The organism is Streptomyces globosus (assembly GCF_003325375.1).
Lineage (GTDB): Bacteria > Actinomycetota > Actinomycetes > Streptomycetales > Streptomycetaceae > Streptomyces > Streptomyces globosus_A.
The window spans coordinates 4,173,873-4,189,358 of record NZ_CP030862.1 but is presented as its reverse complement, the minus strand read 5'-3'; the positions used below and the strand labels follow the sequence as shown (position 1 = coordinate 4,189,358).

Genomic DNA, 15,486 nt, shown 5'->3' with positions numbered 1-15,486 from the left:
GGGCCTCCACCGATTAACCCGGCCCCTGGGCACGCCCCTCACACCCGTCCGGCGGCCGCGGCCGCGCCGGCGAGCGGACCCCGAACGAGCCGGGCGCACTGCCGCCATGGCAGCAGCGAAGACCGTCGAGCGTCAACCGCAGAGGGCGACGATGGAGGGGGAGACCGTGCCCTTGGCGGCTTTGCAGAGCGAGGCCATGTCGTACGGGTGGCGGGGCGCCTGGCGGGGCTGCGGGCGTGCGGGCTGCTTCCGGCGCTTGGCCGGGGCCGCCGGTTCGGCGCGCGGCGGCTTCCGGACCCCGGCCGGCGTGCGGTCGGCCTGGCGGCGCTGCTTGCGCGGCGCGGGGGCCGTCTGCGGGGCGGAGGAGGCGGCCGGCGCCGACGTCGGCTCGGTGACCGTGCGACCCCCGGCCGGCAGCGGGCTCAACGGCAGTGCCACGGAGGTTTCCCGGCCGGCCGCCGGTGCGGAAGGCTCCGCCGGCGCAGGTCCTTCCGGCCGTACGGTCACGCAGCCCGTGGCCAGCACCAGGGCGGCGAGGGTCAACGGCAGGGGCCGTGCGGCCCGGCGCAACTCCATGGGCCCAGCGTGCCCTAGCTGCCCCGACCTGATCCATGCGCCATCACGCGTACGGGTGGTCCGGAAGCCGACGCCCCGGCGCACCGGGGCGTGCATGCGCCCCGCGGGCACGCAGGACGCCCACGGCCTCAGCCCGCGCGCCCCTGGCTGGCCACTCGCAGGACGTGTTCCAGCGGGCCGCGGCGCAGGGGGCTGCCGGCCCAGGCGTGCTGCCAGCCCCAGGCCGCCGCCATCGACACCGCGGCGAACACGCCGAGCGCGGTCCAGGACGCCGCTCCGTGCGCCGGTCCGGCCAGGACCAGGGCGTGGCCGACGTACGCGCTCAGCGCCATCGCCCCGAGCGCGGCGAGCGGTGCCAGCAGCCGTACGCCCGCCCGGTTCTGCGCCGCGAGCACGAAGAGGCCGATGAGGGCGCAGCCCACGCCCGCGTTGCCGAGGGTCTCCAGCGGCGTCTGGCTGTACGGGTCGGCGACGAGCAGCCAGTCCCAGGAGGTGCTGGGTATGGCGCCGAACTGGCCGTCCAGTACGGCGCGTACGGGGTCGGCGGCGCCAGCGGCCTCCGGGTGGCGGGCGGCTATCACCGCGAGGAGCCGGTCGCGGCCGCCGAGCAGGTGCGCGATGAGCCAGGCGGTGCCGTACCCGGCGGCGGCCGCGGCCGCGCCCCAGCCCGCCAGCCGCAGCGCGCTGCGGCGCTCCCGCAGGTCGCACAGCCGGCCGGCGGCGAGCCCGACCAGCACGTACGGGAAGTAGGTGGCCAGCGGGTAGGCGCCGGTCAGCAGCAGCTCGCACAGGGTCCGGCCCAGCCCCTCCCAGCTGGTCAGCCCGGCCGGCTCGGGGACCGCGCCGCGCCCGGACTGCCCGTACCCGAACACGGGCCCGAGGGCGAACGACAGGACGGGCCCGGCGACGACCGACGCCCCTGCGACGGCGGTGAGCACCGGCGTGGACAGCCGGGTGAACGGCTCCGCGGCGAGGAAGTACACGGCGAAGAAGGTCAGGATGACCAGGAACCCCGGCCACAGCGCGGCCAGGAGCAGCCCGAGGGCGGCCAGCACCGCGCAGCGGATCAGCAGCGGCCGGTGGCGCCGGAGCGGTCCGCCTGCCGGTGCAGGTGACGGCCGGCTGCCGCGCCCGGCGAGGGCCAGAGAGAACCCGGCGAGAAGCGTGAACAGGGCGGGGGCCCGCCCGTCCGCGGCGACGACCAGGTAGCCGGCCCCGTCGGGCTGCGCCCCGGGGCCGACGTGTACGGCGAACATGCCGAGTACGGCGAGTCCGCGCACGGCATCCACCCCGGTGAGGCGGCCCGCGCCTGCGCCGCCCGCGCCCGTGCGGGGACGGGTAGCGCCTCGCATGCCTGTGCCTCTCCTCGGTCCGGCCGGTCCGGTCGGGCCGGTTCCACGTGGTCGGACCGGCGGGTTTCATGCCGCCAGTCCGCGCGCCAGAACGTAGCAGCAGGGATGTAACCAAGTCATAAGGAGACACGGTCGGCAGTGCGGCCCCGCCGATCGCCGTCCCGGCCGCCTCCCCGGCCGCCGTTCCGGGTCCCACGGGCGGGCCAATCCGGCCGCCGCGGAGGGCCGTCCCGCAGCATGGGGGCATGACCGACAGCGCGATCACGTACACCGTCTACATCCGGACCGACCCCGCCGTCGTCTGGCAGGCCCTCACCGACCCCGGGTACACCCGCCGGTACTGGGGCCTGGCGTTCGAGACGGACTGGGCGGTGGGTTCGCCGATGGTGTGGGTGGAGCGCGGGGCGCGGACCGAGGATGCCGGGCAGGTCGTCCTGGAGTGCGTCCCGGACCGCCGGCTCGCCTACACCTGGCACACCTTCACTCCCGAGTGGGCGGCGTCGGCGGGGGTCGGGGAGGAGCTGCGGGCCGAGCTGGCCGCCCAGCCGCGGACGCGGGTGGCGTACGAGATCGAGCCGGTCGGGGACGCCCTGGCGCGGCTGACGATCCGCCACGAGGGCTTCGTCCCCGACGGCCCGCTGATCGGGATGTGCGGCGAGGCCTGGCCGATGCTGGCGTCGAGCCTGAAGACGCTGCTGGAGACGGGCGCCCCGCTGCCCGAGCCCGAGCCCGGGCCGGAGCCGGGTGGTCGGGCACCGACCGCCGGCTGACCGCCGGAACCGTCCCCGTCCCGTCCACCTCCGCGCCCACCCTGGGCGCCGCCCGTCCGGGGCCGTCGTGTGGAATGGGACCCATGGGGAGCACCGATGAGCCGATACCCGCGCCGGCGCCGGAGGGGACGGCACCGCCCGAGCACTGGCGTTACGCCCGCCACCTCGACGCCCTGGCCGCGGCGGCCGCGGCCGGCACCCCCGCGGCAGGGAGCCGCGCGGAGGCCGAGGCGGAGGCGTGCGCCGTCGCGGCGGTGCTGCGCGACCCCGACCCCGTGATGGCGGAGAGCGCGGTGGTGACGCACCTGGACCGGCGTGCCGTCCGCCTGCTGCACTCCGACGGCTTCGCCGACTGGGCGGCGGCCATGTCCGCCGCCGTCGCCGGGCGCGCGTTCGCCGCGGGCCGGCTGCGCGAGTGGGTTCTGCTGAAGGCCGTCGTCCGCGGCGAGCCCTGGTCGGCCGAGGAGCTGGCGCGGGCCTCGGACTGGTGCCAGCGCACTGCCGTCCGCTCGCCCGTCCCCCCGGAGGCCCTCGTGCTGCTCGCCGGGGCGGCACGCACGCGCCTGGTCCGCAACGGCGCGGCGCAGCGCCTGCGCCGCGCGAGCGCGACCGCCTGACACCGCCGGTCCGCACCGCAGGCCCCCGGTGCGGACCGGGACGAAGGCGGCATCGCGGGAGCGCCTGCGGACCGAGATTCCACCAGTGTGCACAAGGACTCGTCATCCGGCCGCCCGCAGGCTTATGGTCTGCCTACCCCCGGCCGGGTATCAGCGTCGATCCAAGCCGTTCCCCTGGAGGCTGCACTCCGTGTCGCACGTTTCGCATGCTCCCGTCACCACCCCCGACGGAGAGCCGGCCATCCCCGCTCCGACTGCGTACGAGCAGGTCGAGGGGTGGTTCTCGGACTACGACCAGGCCATCTTCGACTGGTTCCTGACCCACCAGGAGGAGAGCGGGGCCGAGCCGGGCGACCTGCTCGAACTGGGTGCGTTCATGGGCAAGAGCGCGATCTTCCTCGGGAGGTACCTGCGGGACGGCGAGGAGTTCACCGTCTGCGACCTCTTCGACTCGCCCGCGCCGGACGAGTCGAACCTGGCGGAGACGAAGGGCTCGTACCCCACCCTCACGCGCCGCGGCTTCGAGGTGAACTACCTGGCCTTCCACGAGCGGCTGCCGACCGTCATCCAGGCGCCGACGTTCGTGGTGGCCGACCGGGTCCGGCCGGCGAGCTGCCGGTTCGTCCACATCGACGCCTCCCACCTGTACGAGCACGTCGTGCAGGACATCGCCTCCTCCAGGGCCGTCGCCGCGCCGGGCGCGGTGATCGCCTTCGACGACTACCGCTCCGAGCACTGCCCCGGCGTGGCCGCCGCCGTGTGGGCGGCCGTGGCCACCGAGGGGCTGCGGCTGATCTGTGTCTCCGGGGCGAAGCTGTACGCCACCTGGGACGACCCCGAGCCGTACCGGAGGGGCCTCCTCGACTGGCTGGAGGGCCGCCCCGATCTGTGGCACGGCATCGACGACGTGGCCGGGCAGCAGCTGGTGCGCATCGGCGACCACGGCGCCGTCCCGCCCGAGCCGCCGAAGCCGCTGCACCCGGCTCCGGAGCCTGCCCCTGAGCCCGTCGCGCCCCCGAAGCCGGTGGCGAGGCCCCGGCCGGGAGCCGCCTGGCGGAAGCTGGCCAAGGACCTGCTGCCGCCGGTCGTCACCCGCGCGATCGTCACCGCCCGCCGCCGGCGCCGCGAGCGCCGCTGACGGCCGCGGCCCGGTACGCCGGCCCCTCCGGCGGGGGCCGGCCCGGCCCCCGTGCCGTCCCGCTCAGTGCCCTCGGCGGACGCGGGCCGCGCGCCGGGCTTCGGCGAGGGCCTTGGCCTCGGCGGTCTTGCGGGACTCCTTGCCGCGGCCGGCCTTGCCCGACCGGCTGCCCATGCCGCGGAAGCCGAGGTCCGAGCCGGACGGCCGGCCCTTGGCGTCGGTCGGCGAGGCGCCCGACAGCGGCACCCCGGAGGGGGCCTTGGCCCCGGTGATCCGGCTGAGCGCGGCCTCGCCGGAGCGGACCTGCGTGGTCGTGGGCCGGATCCGGGCCTCGGCCATGAGCCGGACCACGTCCCGCCGCTGGTTCGGGGTGGCGAGCGTGACGACCCTGCCGGAGCCGCCCGCCCGGGCGGTGCGTCCGCCCCGGTGCAGGTAGTCCTTGTGGTCGGCGGGCGGGTCCACGTTCACGACGAGGTCGAGGTCGTCGATGTGGATGCCCCGGGCGGCGACGTTCGTGGCGACGAGGACCGTCACTGTCCCCTCCTTGAACTGCGCGAGCGTCCGGGTCCGCTGCGGCTGCGACTTGCCGCTGTGCAGGCCCTCCGCGCGCACGCCCATGGCCCGCAGGTGCTTCACGAACTGGTCCACGCCGTGCTTGGTGTCCAGGAACATCAGCACGCGGCCCTCGCGGGCGGCGATCTCGGTCGCCGCGGAGTACTTGTCGGCGGCCTGGATGTGCAGGACGTGGTGGTCCATGGTCGTCACGGTCGCCGCGGACGGGTCGACGGAGAGCGGGACGGGGTCCTTCAGGTAGGCGCGCACCAGCTGGTCGACGTTGCGGTCGAGGGTCGCCGAGAAGAGCATGCGCTGCCCGTCGGGGCGGACCTGGTCGAGGAGTTCGGTGACCTGCGGCAGGAAGCCCATGTCGCACATCTGGTCGGCCTCGTCGAGCACCGCGGTCCGGACCCGCTCCAGGGAGACGTCGCGCCGGCCCACCAGGTCGTTCAGGCGGCCGGGGGTGGCGACGACGACCTCGGTGCCGCGGCGCAGCTCGCCGACCTGCCGGCCGATCGACAGGCCGCCGACGACGGCGGTCATGCGCAGGTCCAGCGCCGCGGCGTGCGGGGCGAGCGCCTCGGTGACCTGCTGCGCGAGCTCGCGCGTCGGTACGAGGACCAGCGCGAGCGGCCGCTTCGGCTCCGCCTTGCGGCCGGCGGTCCGGGCCAGCACGGCCAGGCCGAAGGCGAGCGTCTTGCCGGAGCCGGTGCGGGCCCGGCCGAGGACGTCCCGGCCGGCGAGGGCGTTGGGCAGGGCGGCGGCCTGGATGGGGAACGGCTCGGCCACCCCGGCCTCGGCCAGCGTCCCGAGCAGCTCGCGCGGCAGGTCCAGCTCCTCGAACGACGCCACCGGCGGCAGTGCGGGCACGGCCGGCTCGGGCATGGCGAACTCGCCCGCGGGCACGACGCTCCGGGGTGCCTTGCCGCCCTTGCCGGCGGTGCTCCTCGGGGCCGCCTTCGCGGCGGGCCTGACGCCGAAACGCCCGTAGGGTGACGGGTTCTTCATGCAGAGCCTTCCTCGGGGCGCGAAAAGGGAGATTTTACCATCGGGGCCTGTGCGCCCCGGGGGGCGCCCGCCGCGGCGGCGGCCAGGGCCGCGGCCCCGCCGGAACGCAGGCGGTCCAGGTGCTCCCGGGCTCTCGCGAGGTGAAACTTCCTGTTCGGAAGCCTACTGGGAGAACGCATGAGCGCGCACGGGCACGTGGACATGGGGCACACCGTGGCCGGCTGGACCGGAACCGCCCTGGCGGTCCTCGGCAGTGCCGTCGCCGGCACCGGACTGTGCCTCTCCTCGGAGCCGGTCCTCTGGCTGGGCCTCGCGGTCGTCGCGGCGGCCGGGCTTGCCACCTGGCTGCTGCACCTGGCCGGCTGGGGCAAGCCGAGCGGCCCCCGGCCCGAATCCGCATGGGACTGGCGGGTCCGCGACACCGCGGCGCGCGGCGGCCACACGGACTGCCTGGGCTGCCGCATGAGCGGAGGCCGCCGCGCCGCGGCCGGCCGCCCCCGCCGCGCGGCGCCGGCCCCCGCCCCGGACGCCGGCGTCTGAACAGCCGGCGTGCCCGCGCGTCCCGCCGCGGGCGGCCTGGTGTTCGATCCGTCCCCGGTTGGCTGCACCCGGAGTGTGGCGGGCGGGACACAAGGGAAGGATCGTGACGACTGCACCGTTTGTGCGGTCCGCGTGGCACGTTGAGAAGGATCAGCACCAATGGCAACAGGCATCGTGAAGTGGTTCAACGCGGAGAAGGGGTTCGGCTTCATCACGCAGGACGCGGGCGGCCCCGACGTCTTCGTCCACTTCTCCGCGATCCAGTCCTCCGGGTACCGGTCGCTGGAGGAGAACCAGAAGGTCGAATACGACGTGGTCCAGGGCCCCAAGGGCCCCCAGGCGGAGAACGTCGTTCCCCACTCCTGACCCGGACACCACTCCACGCATTCGCGAGACGTCCGGCAGCGGGCCCCGCCGGCAGGCATCCGGCGGGGCCCGCGACCGTCCGCCCCAGGGCCGGCGGCCCTGCGGCTCAGCCGCCCGTCCGCAGCGAGACCGCCGAGACGGGGCAGGCGCGGACGGCCTCCCGCAGCAGGGCGCTGCCGTGGCCGTCCTCCCGCCCCGGCAGCACCTGCCCGAAGCCGTCGTCGTCCTGCGTGAACACCTCGGGCGCGGTCAGGGCGCACTGGCCGGCGCCGATGCAGACACCGCGGTCGACGGCGACGGCGACGGCGCCGGCCGCGCCGCCGCCGGTGCGCCGCTCGCGCGGCGCGTCGCCGCTCACCACGCCACCGGCAGTTCGACCATGCCCTGGAGGGTGTCGCCCGGCTTGAACGGGATGCGGTCCGGGTCGGCCGCCAGCCGCAGCCCGGGCAGCCGAGCGAACAGGGTGCCCAGGGCGATCTCCATCTCGGCCCGCGCCAGGTTCTGCCCCAGGCACTGGTGCACGCCGAAGCCGAAGCCGAGGTGGTGGCGGGCCGGACGGTGCCAGTCGAGGACGTCCGGCCGCTCGAAGACGGCCTCGTCCCGGTTGATGACGGACGTGGAGAAGACGACCCCGTCATCGGCGCGGACTGTCACACCGCCCACCTCGATGTCCTCGGTGGCCACCCGCAGCATGCCGTCCGCGATCGACAGGAACCGCATCAGCTCCTCCACCGCGGCCGGGAGCAGCGAGGGGTCCTCCCGCAGCTCCGCCAGCTGCTCCGGGTGCCGCAGCAGGGTGAACGTCCCCAGCGAGATCATGTTCGCCGTGGTCTCGTGGCCCGCGATCAGCAGGATCGCCGCCAGCGACACCAGCTCGCCGACGTCCGTCCCGCCCGCCTCCACGTGCCGGCCGACCAGCTCGTCGAGGAGGCCCTCGCCGGGCTCGGACCGCTTCCGCTCGATCAGCTCCGCCAGGTAGGCGTTGATGCGGGTGCGGGCGTCCTCGACGTCGGCCATCTCCGGGCCGCGCAGCAGCCGGCGCGACTGCTCCTCGAAGAACTCGTGGTCCTCGTACGGGACCCCCAGCACGTCGCAGATCACCATCGACGGCACCGGCAGGGCGAACGCGCCGACCAGCTCCGCCCGCGGGCCGCGCGCCACCATGTCGTCGAGCAGCCGGTCCACCGTCTCCTGGATCCGGGGCCGCAGGGCCGCGGTCCGCTTCAGGGTGAAGCTCGGGATCAGCATCCGGCGCTGCGCGTTGTGCTCCGGGTCGTCCACACCGAGCAGGGCGGTGCGGCGGTCGCGCAGGCCCGCGAAACGCGGGGTGGGGGCGGGGAAGGCCGCGTTCTGCCGGTCGGAGGACAGGCGGGCGTCGGCGAGCAGGGCGCGTGCCTCGGCGTGCCCGGTGACGATCCACACGGAGCGGCCGTCGAAGAGGCTCACCCGGGACAGGGGGCGCCCCGCGCGCAGGGGTTCGTAGGCGGTCGGCGGGTGGTAGGGGCAGGTCCGGTTCTGCGGGAAGACAACGGTCTCTGACATGCAGCACCTCGTCGGCGTGGTCCGGGGCTCCGTCGTGTGAACCCATTACATGCCCTGGGCATCTATCCGACCCATACCCGTTTCGGCCAGATGGCCGCCGCGTCCGCACGGGCGCCCGACCCTGCCGCGCCCTGCGGACGCGGGCCTCAGGGCGCGCCGAGGTGCTCCCGCAGGAACGCCCGGAACTCCTCCGGCGCCGCCGGGCCCTCGTACCGCGCCGCCTCCCGCCCGTCGCGCAGGATGAGCGCGGTCGGCGCGGAGGTGACGCCGAACCGACGGGTGGGGCCGGGGCAGCGGGCCATGTCGGCGCGCACCGCCGTCAGGCGCGGCCCGTACTCCGCGGCTGCTTCGGCCGCGAGCGCGTCCATCTCGCGGCTCGCCGCGAGCGCCTTGGGCCAGCTCCCGACGAAACACGCCAGCACCGGCCCCTCGGCCATCCGCAGGACGAACGCGAACTCCTCGTCCTCGGCCGGCCGGTGTACGCGATGTGCCATGGCGGTGCTCCTGCTCGGTTGTCAGTGGCGTCTGTGAAGCTGGCGGGTATGGACGACAGGATGCTCCGGCGCCGGGTCTACGGCGCCGACCACGAAGACCCCGACCCCGGCGCGCAGCCCGGCCGCCAGTACGGCGAACTGGTCGGCGGGCCCCTCGACGGGCTCCTGCTCGACATCACGGGATGGAGCGCGCGCCGCCTCGCCGAGGAGGCGGCGCTGCCCACGGAGATAGGCCGCTACGGTCCGGGCGGCCGCGCCCACTACCGCCGGCGGGCCCATGACCCGGCGCGCTGGGACTGGTCGGGCGACAGCCGCTGAGCGTGCCCCGGGCCGGGCCCGGCGGCCCCCGGACCGGCAGCACCTCAGCGGGAGGCCGCCCCGCGGCTGACGCTGCGCGCCCACAGCACGAGCGGCACCTGCAGCGGCAGCCGGCCGAACGCCACGGCCCGGTGGGCGGGCGAGCGGCGGCGCGCGTCGGCGGCCATCTGCACGTTCGCGGGGAAGACCCCGACGAAGAGCGCCGCCGCGGCCAGTCCGGCGACCCGGCGGGTCCGCGGATGGGCGATCCCCGCCGCCACCGCCAGCTCCGCCGCGCCGCTCGCGTACGTCCACAGCCGCGGGCTGCCCGGCAGCGCCCGCGGGACGATCGCGTCGAACGGCTTCGGTGCGACGGCGTGCGCCACCCCCATCGCGGCCAGGAAGCCGGCGAGGAGCGCGGGGGAGGAAGGGGTGCGCGGCACGGGAGCGGTCCTTTCGCCGGAAGCAGGGGACCCCGGCATCGTACTGGCCGGTAGCCTCGCGCGGCAGTCCGCGCGGCGGCGGATCCGCCGCCGAGGGCCCGTAGGGGCGTGCGGGCGCCCCGGTCGCGGCGCCGGGAGGCCCGTACCGGCTTCCCTCGGGCCGCCCCGCCCGACCCGCGCGTGCCGCGGACGGTACCCCGCCGCCCTGCCTGCGCGCCTCAGCCGCGGGCGGCGTACCCGTATCCGCTGACCCCGAGCGCCGCCCCGACCGGCCCCCGGGGGGCAGCCAGCCCGATCGGGCGGCCGAAGGAGCCGTGGCGTGCGATCTCCGTGACCGTCCGCCGCAGCGCCTCCTGGAACGCGGCCATGGTGTGGCGTGCCGCCGGGGTGTCCACGTAGATCGAGTTCATGTGGAGCCCTTCCGCGTCGCGCTGGAACCAGGAGCACACACCGTTCGCACGCGCCGACCAGACGTGCGACGCGGGCCGCCAGTCGGCGTGCCGCTCGGCGCCGGGGCACTTGCGCATGTCGATGTACGAGAAGAAGTTCACCGGGTACGGCCACGACCGGGCCGCGAACTCCGCCGGCGCCAGCAGCTCCCAGGCCCGGACGAACGGCACGTCGATGTGGTCCATCATCGCGCCGAACCCCGCCCGCACCCCCGCCACGACCTCCGCGAAACCCCGCCCCGGCGAGGCGTCGAACTCGATCGGCATCGTGTTCACGAACCAGCCCACCGACTGCGACCAGCCCGACCGCCCGCGCTCGCTCACCGGCATGAACCCCCGGTACACGCCGGGCCCCCCGGCATCCCGCAGGCACACGGCCACCGCCGCCAGCACCCCCATGAAGGCCTTCCCGCCGGCCTCCCGGCACGCCTTGTCGAAGACCTCCGTCTCGGCGGCGTCCAGCAGCGGCGACGCCTCGTTGACGATGGGGTACATCAGGCCCGGCTCCACGCCCAGTTCGAGGGGGAACCGGGGGAAGAACTCGCCTCCGCCGCGGGCGATGAAGTCCTTCCAGTAGCCGAGCCGCGCGTCGCCCGCGCCGAAGGACAGGTAGCGGCGGCGCTGCTCCTCCGCGAAGTCCAGGTAGCTGGGCGCCGGCTGCTCGTCCGGCTGCTCGCCGCGGCGCAGCGCCTCGTACGCGTCCTGCACCTCCTGCACCACGATCGGCATGGACAGGCCGTCGCACACGATGTGGTCGAAGGCGAGGTAGACGGTCGCCGATCCGGGGCGCAGGACCGCGCCCATCGTGAACAGCGGCCAGGCCAGGGTGTCGATGCTCCGCTGGAACCGCTCGGACAGGAAGCCGACCAGCTCCGGGGCCGAGTCGAAGGACGCGACGGGGTGCACGGCGAGGGCGAGTTCGGCCGGCGGGATCGGCTCGCACGCCAACTCGCCGGCCAGGCGCCGGAACTCGCACCGCAGCACCTCGTGCCGCCGGACGAACGCGAGGAGGGCCCGCGTCATCGCCTCCTCGTCGAGGTCCTCGGAGACCTCGAATGTGACCGCCAGCCAGGAGGCGACGGGGTCGTCGGCGCCGCGGCTCTCCTCCGCGACGGTGAAGTGCTTGTCCTGGTTGAAGGACGCCCTCCTGCCCTCTGTCTCAGCGGCCGGCTCCGGCCCTGCCGTGGACCGCAACCGCCATTCGACGACCCGGCCCGGTGCCATGCCGTGCATCTCCAGAGGAAACTGCCGCATTCCGTCATCCCTTCGCCCCCCAGAGTCAACCCCTTGGCGCTAACGACACCCGGGCTGTGGAAGTGACGGGGCGGCGGCGGCCGCAGTGCCGACGGCAGCGGACCGGCCCGGCCCTCAGCCCGGCGCCCGCCCGCCCGGCCCGGCACGCTCGGCCTCCGCGACCAGCCGCTCCACCGCCGCCACCGGGAGCGCCGGATGGCCGACCGCCGCCCACGCCACCTCCGCGCATGGATGGTCCAGCAGCCGCACCACCACGGCCGCGGGCAGCGCGGGGTGGGCGGCGGCGTCCTTGCAGGCCCGCGCGTCCTCCAGGCACACCAGCAGCGCCGCTGGCGTCGCGTTCGGGTGGACGGCGATCGCGCGGAGCGCCCGCCGCACCGGCGGATCGCGCCGGGCCAACTCCTCCAGCAGGTCCGCGGGGGCGCCGGGGTTCGCGGCGACCCGCGCGCAGACCTGCCCCCCATGCCGCGCCACCATCGCGCGCAACTGCTCTCCGGACAGGCCCGGGTGCGGGGCCGCGGCCCTGGCCACCGCGGCGTCCGCGTCGTCGGCCAGGGCGTCCCGCAGCGGGGCGGGCAGGTCGTGCCGCTCGGTGATCAGCATGCGCACCGCCGCCGGCGACGAGGCGGCCGCACGGGCGAGGTCCTCCGGGTCCGCGGCGGCGACGGACGGCAGCAGGACCGGGCCGATGCGCACCGCCGACGCCACCTCGGCCAGTACGTCGAGCGGCAGCCGGGGGTGGCGGGCCAACGCGCGCAGCACGTCGGGGTCGTCGCGGCGAGCCGCCAGGGTGCGGATCAGGGGTTCCCGAATCGCCGGGTTCTCGGCGACCGCGCGGCGGACCGCGACGGCCGGGTCCGCGCCGAGGCGCGCGTACACCTCCTGAGGCAGGTCGGCCCGTTCGGCGAGCGCCCACCGGACCAGGACGGACGGGTGGCCGGCCATGCCCTCTGCGACCGAGGCCGGCGTCGCCGGATTGCGGGCGGCGCGCTCCAGGGTGTCGTGTACGGCGGACTCGTGCGCCCCGGAGCAGCGGGCCCGGGCGGGCGGTTCGTACGGGGCGGGTGCCTCCCCGCGGCCGCATACGGGGCAGGACCGCGCCGGCGGGAGCCCCTCGCCGGTGACGAGCGCGGTGAGCACCTCAGGCGGGGTGGCCCCGTTCAGCGCGGCGGCCGACCGGACCTCCGCGTCCGGGTGCGAGGCGAGCCGGGCGGCAAGCGCCGGGTCCGCCGTCCACAGTGCGATCTCGGCGGCGACGCCCGGGTCCGGGTCGGCGGCCAGCGCCTGCGCCACGTCCGGCGGGAGCCCCGGGCAGGACGCCAGCCGCCACCGGATCTCGCGGTCGGGGGAAGCCGCGAGCAGCCGGGCCCACCCGGGCCGACCGGAGCCCTCGTCCAGCAGGGCCAGCGCCGCCTGCGGCCGGGCGGCCGGATCCACGTCGGCGGGGGAGAGCAGCCCGGAACGGGCGAGTACGACGGCGGTGTCCGGGTCGGACGCGGCGAGGGCGCGCGCCCGCTCCGCGCCGAGGTCGCTGCGGTCGCAGAGCGTCCAGGCCAGCTGCCACACGGCAGCGCGGTCGTCGCCCGGCCCCCCTCCGGTGACGGCGATTGCCACCAACCGGTCGAGGAGGCCGGAGGGGATGTCCTCCCGGGCCGCGATGCCGGGGAGCAGGCGGCGGCTCATCCCGCGGCCTCCGCGGGCCGCGCGGCGTCCGCGGCCGGTCTTGCTGCGGCCGGTTCTGCCGCCGTGCGCAGGGCGGCCGCCAGCGCCTGCGCGTACGGCTGTGCCCGGCGCCGGACCGGGCCGAGCAGGCCGATGTGCCGGGGCGGGACGGGCGGTTCGACCCGTACGGCGGTGCATCCGGCGGGCGGGGCCAGGCACACCTGCGGGACCAGCGCGACGCCCACCCCGGCGCCGACGAGCGTCTGGGCGAAGAAGTAGTCCGTGGTGGAGGCCGCCACCCGCAGCTCGAACCCGGCCTGCGCCGCGTACCGGCGCAGGAAGGCCTCCGTCCGCAGGCAGCCCAGCACCCAGCGGGCGCCGCCGAGTTCGTCGGGGCCGAGGGCGTCCCGCCCGGCCAGCGGATGCGCGGGCGGCAGCACCAGCCACAGCGGGTCGTCCAGCAGCGGCGTCCAGGCGACACCCGGCGGCAGGGGCAGCGGGCCGTCGAAGGCGTACGCCACCGCGAGGTCGGCCCGGCCGCCGCGGACCATCGCGAGTGCGGCTTCCGGTTCGGCCTCCAGCACCGTCAGCTCGACCTCCGGGTGCGCGGCCACGAACCCGGGGAGCGCCCGCGGAAGGAGGTGTCGGCCGCCGCTGGTGAAGGTGGCGAGCGTCAGCCGCTGCCGCACCGCGGCCAGCCGGTCGATGGCATGCCGGACCTGGTCGAGCTCGGCGGAGATCGCCTCGGCCGCCTCCACCAGCAGCCGCCCGGCCTCGGTCAGCGTCACGCCGCGCGGGCTGCGCACCGCCACCGGGTGGCCGACGCTCCGCTCCAGGGCGGCGACGTGCTGGGACACGGCCGACGGGGTCAGCAGCAGGGCCGCGGCCGCCCGGTTGAAGCTGCCGTGCTCGGCGACCGCCCGCAGGACACGCAACCGGTGCACATCGAGCATGCAGTTTTCCTTACGGGATGATCAGCGGATCGTCGGTTCTCCGGCGGACCCTATCCCGGCAGAGTCGGGGCCATGAAGCGGATTCTCGTCATCGGCGGCAGCCGGTACTTCGGAAAGCACCTGGTCCACGGCCTGCTGGAAGCCGGCCACCAGGTCTTCGTCCTCAACCGCGGCTCCACCGCCCCGCCGCCCGGCGCCCTCCACCTCGTCGCCGACCGCGACGACGCGCCCGGCCTTGCCGCGGCACTCGGCCCGCACACCTTCGACGCCGTCGTCGACCAGGTCTGCTACACGCCCCGCCAGGCGGCCGTCGCCCGCCGCGTGTTCGCCGGGCGGACCGCCCGGTACGTCATGACCTCCACGATGGAGGTGTACGACCCGGCACCCCCCACCGCCGAGGCCCGCGCCTACGCCGACGGCAAGCGGCGCGCCGAAGCCGTCCTCGCCCGCCCGGCACCCGGCGGGACGGCGGCGCCCTTCGCCTTCGCCGCGGTCCGCACCGCGCACGTCCTCGGCGGCGGCCGCGAGGAGTTCACCGGGCGGCTCGCCCACTACGTCGAGCGGATCGGCGCCGGCGAACCCGTCGCCGTGCACGGCGCCCCGTACGCCACCTCGTTCGTCCACCACCGCGAGATCGCCCGCTTCCTGCACTGGGCGGCGGAGCAGGAGTTCACCGGAGCGGTGGACGCCGCCTCCCACGGCTCCCTCGACGTCCTCGGCCTGTGCGACGCGGTCGCCGCCCGGGTGGGACGCTCCGCCCGCCTCCGGGTGGTGGCGCCCGGGGAGCCGGCATCGCCGTTCTCCTACGACCGCGCCTACGCCCTCGACAACAGCCGCGCGGCCGGCCTCGGCTTCCCCTTCGAGCGGGTCGCGGACTGGCTTCCGCAAGCCGTCGCCGAGGCTCAGGCGGCCATGCCGAGCAGTTCCAGTACGCCGTCCGCGTAGGCCGCCGACACGGAGCCGGGCCGGTCCACCGCCTCGCTCCGCAGCGAGTCCGCGGCACGCCGCACGAACGCGGCGCACTGCCCGTACAGGCCCGCCTCGTACGCCGACCCGTCGTCCTCCGCGCCCAGCAGCACCAGCAGCGTCCACAGCAGCGCCTCGCGGGTCGCCTGCCGGGGCGGGCCGGCCGACCACACCGCCATCAGCACCCCGCACACCGCGGGGGCCGGCGGCCGCAGCACGCCCGCCAGGAAGGCGTGCCCTTCGAGCGCGCGGAACGCGGAGGGGTGCCCCTCGGCGGCGTTCCACAGGGTGTCCACCAGATGCCCGGCGCCGCGGCCGCACCCGCAGCCGACGGAATCCCAGTCATGCCGGGAGATTTCGGCCACGACGGCGTCGGGCACCAGCGGGCTGCTGCGCGGGTTGTCCGTCCCTCTCATGGCAGCAGTATGGGGATGCCGTCGGACAGCCGGACAGGGGACCCCCGCAGACCGGAACACGCGGCACCGGCCCACACGGCCGCCGGGT

The 15,486-nt window shown here is 76.1% G+C and carries 18 protein-coding genes; 7 read left to right on the top strand and 11 right to left on the bottom strand.

Translation table 11 applies throughout. The features are described from left to right. Positions 1-132 precede the first annotated feature (132 nt). Both C0216_RS18395 and C0216_RS18390 read right to left on the bottom strand, forming a co-directional pair. Entirely contained in the window at positions 133-576 is a 444-nt protein-coding gene (locus tag C0216_RS18395; RefSeq protein WP_162793261.1) for a hypothetical protein, read from the bottom strand. 128 nt (positions 577-704) lie between these two features. After that, positions 705-1,928: a DUF418 domain-containing protein gene (locus C0216_RS18390; RefSeq protein WP_114056336.1), complete on the bottom strand. Its 1,224-nt coding sequence runs from the start codon at positions 1,926-1,928 to the stop codon at positions 705-707. Between the two features lie 245 nt (positions 1,929-2,173). Here C0216_RS18390 and C0216_RS18385 point away from each other — a divergent pair, with 245 nt between their 5' ends. The 3 genes from C0216_RS18385 (at position 2,174) to C0216_RS18370 (ending at position 4,453) form a co-directional block, all read left to right on the top strand. Then, complete coding sequence (locus C0216_RS18385; protein WP_174250420.1) at positions 2,174-2,698, top strand: SRPBCC family protein; 525 nt, start codon at positions 2,174-2,176, stop codon at positions 2,696-2,698. A gap of 83 nt (positions 2,699-2,781) precedes the next feature. Then, positions 2,782-3,315 (top strand): hypothetical protein, encoded by a 534-nt coding sequence (locus C0216_RS18375; protein WP_162793260.1) that lies wholly within the window; start codon positions 2,782-2,784, stop codon positions 3,313-3,315. Positions 3,316-3,505: 190 nt separating this feature from the next. After that, positions 3,506-4,453, top strand: coding sequence for a class I SAM-dependent methyltransferase (locus tag C0216_RS18370; protein ID WP_246042612.1), 948 nt, complete (start codon positions 3,506-3,508; stop codon positions 4,451-4,453). A 63-nt stretch (positions 4,454-4,516) separates the two neighbouring features. On the opposite strand, the gene C0216_RS18365 is transcribed toward C0216_RS18370, so the two are convergent. Beyond that, positions 4,517-5,893 (bottom strand): DEAD/DEAH box helicase, encoded by a 1,377-nt coding sequence (locus tag C0216_RS18365; protein ID WP_246042840.1) that lies wholly within the window; start codon positions 5,891-5,893, stop codon positions 4,517-4,519. A 300-nt stretch (positions 5,894-6,193) separates the two neighbouring features. Between C0216_RS18365 and C0216_RS18360 the strand changes: the two genes are divergently transcribed. After that, positions 6,194-6,556, top strand: coding sequence for an HGxxPAAW family protein (locus C0216_RS18360; RefSeq protein WP_114056330.1), 363 nt, complete (start codon positions 6,194-6,196; stop codon positions 6,554-6,556). Between the two features lie 159 nt (positions 6,557-6,715). Beyond that, positions 6,716-6,922, top strand: coding sequence for a cold-shock protein (locus tag C0216_RS18355; RefSeq protein WP_114056329.1), 207 nt, complete (start codon positions 6,716-6,718; stop codon positions 6,920-6,922). Positions 6,923-7,028: 106 nt separating this feature from the next. Here C0216_RS18355 and C0216_RS18350 read toward each other — a convergent pair whose 3' ends face one another. The 3 genes from C0216_RS18350 to C0216_RS18340 all read right to left on the bottom strand — a co-directional run bounded on the left by C0216_RS18350 (position 7,029) and on the right by C0216_RS18340 (position 8,958). Then, a complete protein-coding gene (locus C0216_RS18350; RefSeq protein WP_114056328.1) occupies positions 7,029-7,280 on the bottom strand; it encodes a ferredoxin in 252 nt (83 codons plus the stop codon). Beyond that, positions 7,277-8,464 carry a cytochrome P450 gene (locus C0216_RS18345; protein WP_114056327.1) on the bottom strand — a complete coding sequence of 396 codons (1,188 nt, stop codon included), beginning with the start codon at positions 8,462-8,464 and terminating at the stop codon, positions 7,277-7,279. Before C0216_RS18345 ends, C0216_RS18350 begins: the two co-directional genes overlap by 4 nt. Positions 8,465-8,610: 146 nt before the next feature. Further along, the gene (locus C0216_RS18340) at positions 8,611-8,958 is read right to left on the bottom strand and encodes a thioredoxin family protein (RefSeq protein ID WP_114056326.1); all 348 of its coding nucleotides are present in this window, start codon (positions 8,956-8,958) and stop codon (positions 8,611-8,613) included. 48 nt (positions 8,959-9,006) lie between these two features. Here C0216_RS18340 and C0216_RS18335 point away from each other — a divergent pair, with 48 nt between their 5' ends. Continuing rightward, positions 9,007-9,276, top strand: coding sequence for a hypothetical protein (locus C0216_RS18335; RefSeq protein ID WP_114056325.1), 270 nt, complete (start codon positions 9,007-9,009; stop codon positions 9,274-9,276). 44 nt (positions 9,277-9,320) lie between these two features. On the opposite strand, the gene C0216_RS18330 is transcribed toward C0216_RS18335, so the two are convergent. From C0216_RS18330 to C0216_RS18315, 4 genes are all read right to left on the bottom strand, one after another. Then, positions 9,321-9,698 (bottom strand): DoxX family protein, encoded by a 378-nt coding sequence (locus tag C0216_RS18330; RefSeq protein WP_114056324.1) that lies wholly within the window; start codon positions 9,696-9,698, stop codon positions 9,321-9,323. A gap of 218 nt (positions 9,699-9,916) precedes the next feature. Continuing rightward, entirely contained in the window at positions 9,917-11,401 is a 1,485-nt protein-coding gene (locus tag C0216_RS18325) for a condensation domain-containing protein (protein ID WP_114056323.1), read from the bottom strand. Between the two features lie 114 nt (positions 11,402-11,515). Then, positions 11,516-13,084, bottom strand: coding sequence for a hypothetical protein (locus C0216_RS18320; RefSeq protein WP_114056322.1), 1,569 nt, complete (start codon positions 13,082-13,084; stop codon positions 11,516-11,518). Continuing rightward, positions 13,081-14,016, bottom strand: a complete 936-nt coding sequence (locus C0216_RS18315) for a LysR family transcriptional regulator (protein WP_114056321.1) — start codon at positions 14,014-14,016, stop codon at positions 13,081-13,083. Before C0216_RS18315 ends, C0216_RS18320 begins: the two co-directional genes overlap by 4 nt. A 72-nt stretch (positions 14,017-14,088) precedes the next feature. Here C0216_RS18315 and C0216_RS18310 point away from each other — a divergent pair, with 72 nt between their 5' ends. Continuing rightward, complete coding sequence (locus tag C0216_RS18310; protein ID WP_114056320.1) at positions 14,089-14,961, top strand: NAD-dependent epimerase/dehydratase family protein; 873 nt, start codon at positions 14,089-14,091, stop codon at positions 14,959-14,961. Here the strand turns inward: C0216_RS18310 and C0216_RS18305 are convergent. Next, a complete protein-coding gene (locus C0216_RS18305; RefSeq protein WP_162793259.1) occupies positions 14,919-15,398 on the bottom strand; it encodes a hypothetical protein in 480 nt (159 codons plus the stop codon). The genes C0216_RS18310 and C0216_RS18305 overlap by 43 nt on opposite strands. Positions 15,399-15,486 lie beyond the last annotated feature (88 nt).

Excerpts from the sequence above, each read along its gene's own strand:
- C0216_RS18395 (WP_162793261.1), bottom strand. The coding sequence starts at position 576 with ATGGAGTTGCGCCGGGCCGCACGGCCCCTGCCGTTGACCCTCGCCGCC.
- C0216_RS18390 (WP_114056336.1), bottom strand. The coding sequence starts at position 1,928 with ATGCGAGGCGCTACCCGTCCCCGCACGGGCGCGGGCGGCGCAGGCGCG.
- C0216_RS18385 (WP_174250420.1), top strand. The coding sequence starts at position 2,174 with ATGACCGACAGCGCGATCACGTACACCGTCTACATCCGGACCGACCCC.
- C0216_RS18375 (WP_162793260.1), top strand. The coding sequence starts at position 2,782 with ATGGGGAGCACCGATGAGCCGATACCCGCGCCGGCGCCGGAGGGGACG.
- C0216_RS18365 (WP_246042840.1), bottom strand. The coding sequence starts at position 5,893 with ATGCCCGAGCCGGCCGTGCCCGCACTGCCGCCGGTGGCGTCGTTCGAG.
- C0216_RS18360 (WP_114056330.1), top strand. The coding sequence starts at position 6,194 with ATGAGCGCGCACGGGCACGTGGACATGGGGCACACCGTGGCCGGCTGG.
- C0216_RS18355 (WP_114056329.1), top strand. The coding sequence starts at position 6,716 with ATGGCAACAGGCATCGTGAAGTGGTTCAACGCGGAGAAGGGGTTCGGC.
- C0216_RS18345 (WP_114056327.1), bottom strand. The coding sequence starts at position 8,464 with ATGTCAGAGACCGTTGTCTTCCCGCAGAACCGGACCTGCCCCTACCAC.
- C0216_RS18340 (WP_114056326.1), bottom strand. The coding sequence starts at position 8,958 with ATGGCACATCGCGTACACCGGCCGGCCGAGGACGAGGAGTTCGCGTTC.
- C0216_RS18335 (WP_114056325.1), top strand. The coding sequence starts at position 9,007 with ATGGACGACAGGATGCTCCGGCGCCGGGTCTACGGCGCCGACCACGAA.
- C0216_RS18325 (WP_114056323.1), bottom strand. The coding sequence starts at position 11,401 with ATGCGGCAGTTTCCTCTGGAGATGCACGGCATGGCACCGGGCCGGGTC.
- C0216_RS18320 (WP_114056322.1), bottom strand. The coding sequence starts at position 13,084 with ATGAGCCGCCGCCTGCTCCCCGGCATCGCGGCCCGGGAGGACATCCCC.
- C0216_RS18315 (WP_114056321.1), bottom strand. The coding sequence starts at position 14,016 with ATGCTCGATGTGCACCGGTTGCGTGTCCTGCGGGCGGTCGCCGAGCAC.
- C0216_RS18310 (WP_114056320.1), top strand. The coding sequence starts at position 14,089 with ATGAAGCGGATTCTCGTCATCGGCGGCAGCCGGTACTTCGGAAAGCAC.
- C0216_RS18305 (WP_162793259.1), bottom strand. The coding sequence starts at position 15,398 with ATGAGAGGGACGGACAACCCGCGCAGCAGCCCGCTGGTGCCCGACGCC.